The sequence below is a fragment of the Streptomyces sp. NPDC058375 genome (assembly GCF_042723425.1).
GTDB lineage: Bacteria > Actinomycetota > Actinomycetes > Streptomycetales > Streptomycetaceae > Streptomyces > Streptomyces durocortorensis.
Genome location: NZ_JBHXJG010000388.1, coordinates 1 through 4,567 on the forward strand (window position 1 = coordinate 1; position 4,567 = coordinate 4,567).

The window sequence follows — 4,567 nt, forward strand, 5'->3', positions numbered from 1 at the left end:
GGCTACGGCCCCGGGACCGCTCTCGGGCCGCCCGCCCGCCCCGCTGAGCATGCGCTCCCGGGCGGCGGCCCCCGGTGCCCCCGTAGGTTTCCCGGCCACGCCCGCGACGCCCCCTGAGGCCGACGCGGTTGCCGTGCCCGCGACACCCCCGGCGGGCGAGGCTGCCGCGGAGGCCGTTCCGGCTCCGGCTGAGGCCGCCCCGGCCCCCACCGTCACCGCCGCGCCTCCCGCCTGGTGGATCCCGCCGCCCCCCGGCGTCCACCGGATCCACGTCCGTACGCCCGACCACCGCCGGGCCACCGCCACCCTCGTCGCCGCCCCGGCCCGTGTGCCGCAACCGCCCGGGCGCACCCACGGCTTCCTGGTGCAGCTCTACTCCCTGCTCTCCGCCCGCTCCTGGGGCATGGGCGACCTCGGGGACCTGGCCGACCTCGCCTCCTGGGCCGGGCGCAGTACCGGCTCCGGGTTCGTGCAGGTCAACCCGTTGCACGCGGCCGTTCCGGGCCGCCCCACCGACCCGTCCCCGTACCGCCCCTCCTCGCGCCGCTTCCCCGACCCGGTGCACCTGCACATCGAGTCGATCCCCGAGTACGGCCACGTCCGCGACCGGGCCACCCTGGACGACCTGCGGCAGGACGCCGCCGCCCTCAGCGAGGCCGTGCTGAACAAGGGCGCGCTGATCGACCGGGACGCCGTCTGGGAGCTGAAGCGCCAGGCCCTGGAGCTGGTCGTCCAGGTGCCGCTCACCCCCGGCCGCCGCGCCGCCTACTGCGACTTCCTGGCCGGGCAGGGCCAGGCGCTGGAGGACCACGCCCTGTGGTGCGCGCTCGCCGAGGTCCACGGCCCCGACTGGCACACCTGGCCCGAGGCCCTGCGCGACCCCCGCTCCCCGGGGACCGCCCGCGCCCGCTCCGAACTGCTCGACCGGGTCGACTTCCACTGCCGCCTCGCCTGGCTGACCGCCGACCAGCTCGCCGACGCCCAGCGGGCCGCCGAGGACGCCGGGATGGGCGTCGGGATCGTCCACGACCTCGCCGTCGGCGTGCACCCGGCCGGCGCCGACACCTGGGCCCAGCAGGACGCCTTCGCCCACGGCATGTCCGTCGGCGCGCCGCCCGACGCCTTCAACGCGCGCGGCCAGGACTGGGGCCTGCCGCCCTGGCGCCCCGACACCCTCGCCGCCACCGGTTACGCCCCCTACCGGGGCCTGCTGCGCGGCCTGCTGGCCCACGCGGGCGCCCTGCGCATCGACCACGTCATGGGCCTCTTCCGGCTCTGGTGGGTGCCCGAGGGCCGCCCGCCCACCGACGGCACGTATGTCGCCTACGACGCCGAGGCGATGCTCGCCGTCCTCGTCCTGGAGGCCCACCGGGCCGGTACCGCCGTCGTCGGCGAGGACCTCGGCACCGTCGAGCCCGGCGTCCGCGAGGCGCTCGCCCGGCGCGGCGTGCTCGGTACCTCGGTGCTCTGGTTCGAGCGCGACTGGGACGGCGACGGCCGGCCGCTCGCCCCGGAGAAGTGGCGACAGGACTGTCTGGCCACCGCCACCACCCACGATCTGCCCTCCACCGCCGCCCGGCTGACCGGCGATCATGTGACGCTGCGCCACCGCCTCGGTCTGCTCACCCGCTCCCTGGAGGAGGAGCTGACCGAGGACGCCACCGACACCGCCGAGTGGCTGGCCCTCCTCGCCCGGCTGCGGATGCTCCCCGAGGGCGACGGCGACGAGGAGGCCGCCGTCCGGGCAGTGCACCGCTTCCTGCTGCGCACCCCCGCCCGGATGACCGGCGTCTGGCTCCCCGACACCGTGGGCGACCGCCGCCCGCAGAATCTCCCCGGCACCTGGGACCAGTACCCCAACTGGCGGCTCCCGATCGCCGACGCCGAAGGCCATCCGGTCACCCTGGAGGAGATCACCGCCTCGCCCCGGCTGCACACGCTGATGGACGTCCTGCGGCCCCGAAAGCCTCATACGGTACCCCCGGGCGAGCGCCGTCCCTAGGCATTCGCTACGTTGGCACCGTGGACAAGAAGAACGCTATGCGCGCCGGCGTCGTTGCGGCCGGGACGACGCTGATGATGCTGCTCATGTCGGCCCCGGCGCTCGCGCTCACGCCCGACGACGGTGACGACCCGGCTCCGCGCCTGAGCGCGATCGAGACCATCGGTCTCTACGTGGTCGCGCCCATCGCCCTGTTCGTGGTGATCACGGCCCTGGTGATGGTCCTGGACAAGTCCAAGAAGCAGGTCTGACCCACACCCGTACGACAGACACGAAGGGTGCGCCGCCGGTGGTGAACACCGCGCGGCGCACTCGTGCGTCCGGCCCCGGACGAGCCCGCCCCGGACCGCGCCGCCCCGGACCGCGCCGGGCAGCCGGTAGGTTGCGCCCATGACCGAGTGGGACGTCAAGAAGCTCCGCATCCTGCGCACCCTGCGCGACCGGGGGACGGTCACGGCGACCGCCGAGGCGCTCCTGATGACCCCCTCCGCGGTCTCCCAGCAGCTCACCAACCTGGCCAAGCAGCTCGGCGTGGACCTTCTGGAGGCCCAGGGCCGCCGGGTCCGCCTCACCGACGCCGCCCATCTCGTCCTGCGCCACGCCGAAGCGGTCTTCGCCCAGCTGGAGCGGGCGGAGGCCGAGCTGACCGGCTATCTGCGCGGCGAGGCCGGCGAGGTCCGGGTCGCCGCGTTCTCCACCGCCGTGCCCGCCCTCGTCGTCCCCGCCGTCCGGCTGCTGCGCGCCGAGGACCGCCCGGGGCCCGACGTACGCGTCCGGGAGGCCGAGGCCGCCCAGGCGTACGAGCTGCTCACCGCGGGCGAGGTGGACCTGGCCCTCTCGCTGGCCGCCCACGCGCCCACCGCCCGCGACCCCCGCTTCAGCCTCTTCCCGCTGCTCGCCGACCCGCTGGACGTGGCGCTCCCCGCCGACCACCCCCTGGCCGACACGCCCGAGCTGCGCCTCGCGGACCTCGCCGCCGACCGCTGGATCTTCGGCGGCTCCGGACCCTGGTCCGAGATCACCACCGCCGCCTGCGAGGCAGCCGGCTTCGTCCCCGAGCAGGCCCACAGCGCCGCCGGCTGGACCGCGATCCTCGCCCTGGTCGAGGCGGGCATGGGCGTCGCGCTGGTGCCCCGGATGGCCGCCCGGGAGCGCCGCGAGGGAGTGGTGATGCGCGTGCTGGAGGCGGACCGGCCGCGCCGCCATGTGGTGGCGGCGGTCCGGCACGGGGCGGAGAGCGGACCGGCGGTGGCGCGGGTACTCGCGGCGCTCACCGAAACCGCACGATCTTTCAGCTGAGCTGAACGGTATCTGCGAAAACTTTCGATGGACCTGATGGGTCCGGTGGCGTCAAGGTAAGAGACATGACCTTCGACGCGAGCGAGACCACATTTCAGAACTCCGACACCGACCCCCATGCAAATGATGCCGCGCCCTACGGCGGCGGCGACCCGTACGCCGACTACCGCGAGGCCGGGGACCTCCCCTTCACCGAGCTGGTCGACCTCGCCGACCGCCGCCTCGGCGCGGGCGTGATCGCCGCCAACGACGAGTTCTTCGCCGAGCGCGAGAACCTCCTGATCCGCGAGCGCGCCGTCTTCGACCCCGAGCACTTCGGGCACAAGGGCAAGATCATGGACGGCTGGGAGACCCGCCGCCGCCGCGGCGTCGACGCCGAGACCCCCTTCCCGGCCCCCGAGGACCACGACTGGGCGATCGTCCGGCTCGGCGCGCCCGGCATCATCCGCGGCCTGATCGTGGACACCGCCCACTTCCGCGGCAACTACCCGCAGCGCGTATCCGTCCAGGCCACCTCCGTCGAGGGCGCCCCGAGCCCCGAGCAGCTGCTCGCCGACGACGTGAAGTGGGAGGAGATCCTTCCGCCCACCCCCGTACGCGGCCACGCGGCCAACGCCTTCGAGATCATCGGCGGCCGCCGCTACACCCACATCCGCCTCTGCCAGCACCCCGACGGCGGCATCGCCCGCCTCCGCGTGCACGGCGAGGTCGTCCCCGACCCGGCCTGGCTCGCCGCGCTCGGCACGATCGACCTGATCTCGGTGCTCAACGGCGGTACGTACGAGGACGCCTCCGACCGCTTCTACTCCTCGCCCACCCAGATCATCCTGCCGGGCACCTCCCGCAAGATGGACGACGGCTGGGAGAACCGCCGCCGCCGGGTCCGCGACACCAACGACTGGGTCCGCTTCCGCCTCCCCGCCCAGGGCGCGGTCCGCGCGATCGAGATCGACACCGCCTACCTCAAGGGCAACTCCGCCGGCTGGGTCGCCCTCCAGGGCCGCAACGGCGACACCGGCGAGTGGTTCGAGATCCTCCCGCGCACCCGCCTCCAGCCCGACACCCTGCACCGCTTCGTGCTGCGCGCCCAGGCCGTCGTCACCCACGTCCGCCTCGACGCCTTCCCCGACGGCGGTGTGGCCCGGATGCGACTGCACGGCAGCCTCACGGAGTCCGGCGCGGCCGAGCTGGCCCGCCGCTACGAGGAGTCGGGCGCGTAACCCCGTAGAGCCTCCCGGCGGCCCCCAGTTCCCGCCCGGCGGACGG

4 protein-coding genes are annotated in these 4,567 nt (G+C 74.8%); all 4 read left to right on the forward strand.

The features are described 5' to 3' along the window. Positions 1 to 2,002 (forward strand): 4-alpha-glucanotransferase (malQ, locus tag ACFWM7_RS33780; protein WP_383268197.1); only part of this gene is annotated, 2,002 nt, incomplete at its 5' end. A gap of 38 nt (positions 2,003 to 2,040) precedes the next feature. Continuing rightward, positions 2,041 to 2,253 carry a hypothetical protein gene (locus ACFWM7_RS33785; protein ID WP_010070706.1) on the forward strand — a complete coding sequence of 71 codons (213 nt, stop codon included), beginning with the start codon at positions 2,041 to 2,043 and terminating at the stop codon, positions 2,251 to 2,253. Between the two features lie 139 nt (positions 2,254 to 2,392). After that, the gene (locus tag ACFWM7_RS33790; protein WP_383268199.1) at positions 2,393 to 3,301 is read left to right on the forward strand and encodes a LysR family transcriptional regulator; all 909 of its coding nucleotides are present in this window, start codon (positions 2,393 to 2,395) and stop codon (positions 3,299 to 3,301) included. Between the two features lie 65 nt (positions 3,302 to 3,366). Beyond that, positions 3,367 to 4,521 (forward strand): allantoicase, encoded by a 1,155-nt coding sequence (alc, locus tag ACFWM7_RS33795; protein ID WP_383268202.1) that lies wholly within the window; start codon positions 3,367 to 3,369, stop codon positions 4,519 to 4,521. The last annotated feature ends 46 nt before the right edge of the window (positions 4,522 to 4,567 follow it).

Coding starts and splice junctions, on each gene's coding strand:
- ACFWM7_RS33785 (WP_010070706.1), top strand. CDS start 2,041: ATGCGCGCCGGCGTCGTTGCGGCCGGGACGACGCTGATGATGCTGCTC.
- alc (WP_383268202.1), top strand. CDS start 3,367: ATGACCTTCGACGCGAGCGAGACCACATTTCAGAACTCCGACACCGAC.
- ACFWM7_RS33790 (WP_383268199.1), top strand. CDS start 2,393: ATGACCGAGTGGGACGTCAAGAAGCTCCGCATCCTGCGCACCCTGCGC.